General features: G+C 67.6%; 1 protein-coding gene. It reads right to left on the minus strand.

What is annotated here, in order from left to right; translation table 11 throughout:
- Positions 1-284, minus strand: a 284-nt coding sequence (locus AAHM41_RS40440; protein WP_342242293.1) for a cadherin-like domain-containing protein, incomplete at both ends; no start/stop codon positions are given.

The following is a 284-nucleotide window of genomic DNA, read 5'->3' on the forward strand; positions in this document are numbered from 1 at the left end:
GGGCGGAGCCGCCGGTCAGGGTGACGGTGTCGCCATCGACATCGCTGGCGCCGGCCAGGATCACGGCCTTGGAGATGGTGAGCGGGGTGTCCTCGCTCGTGCTCTGATCGGCGACCGCGCCAGTGGTCGGATCATCGTTCACCGCGCCGACGCCAACATTGAAGCTGCCGGTGGCCGTGCCGCCGTTGCCGTCGGACAAGGTGTAGGTGACGACGTCGGGGCCATTGGCATTGGCGTTCGGCGTGTAGACCAGGTTGCCGTCGACATCGAAGGAGACGGTGCCG

Source organism: Inquilinus sp. OTU3971, from assembly GCF_038440215.1.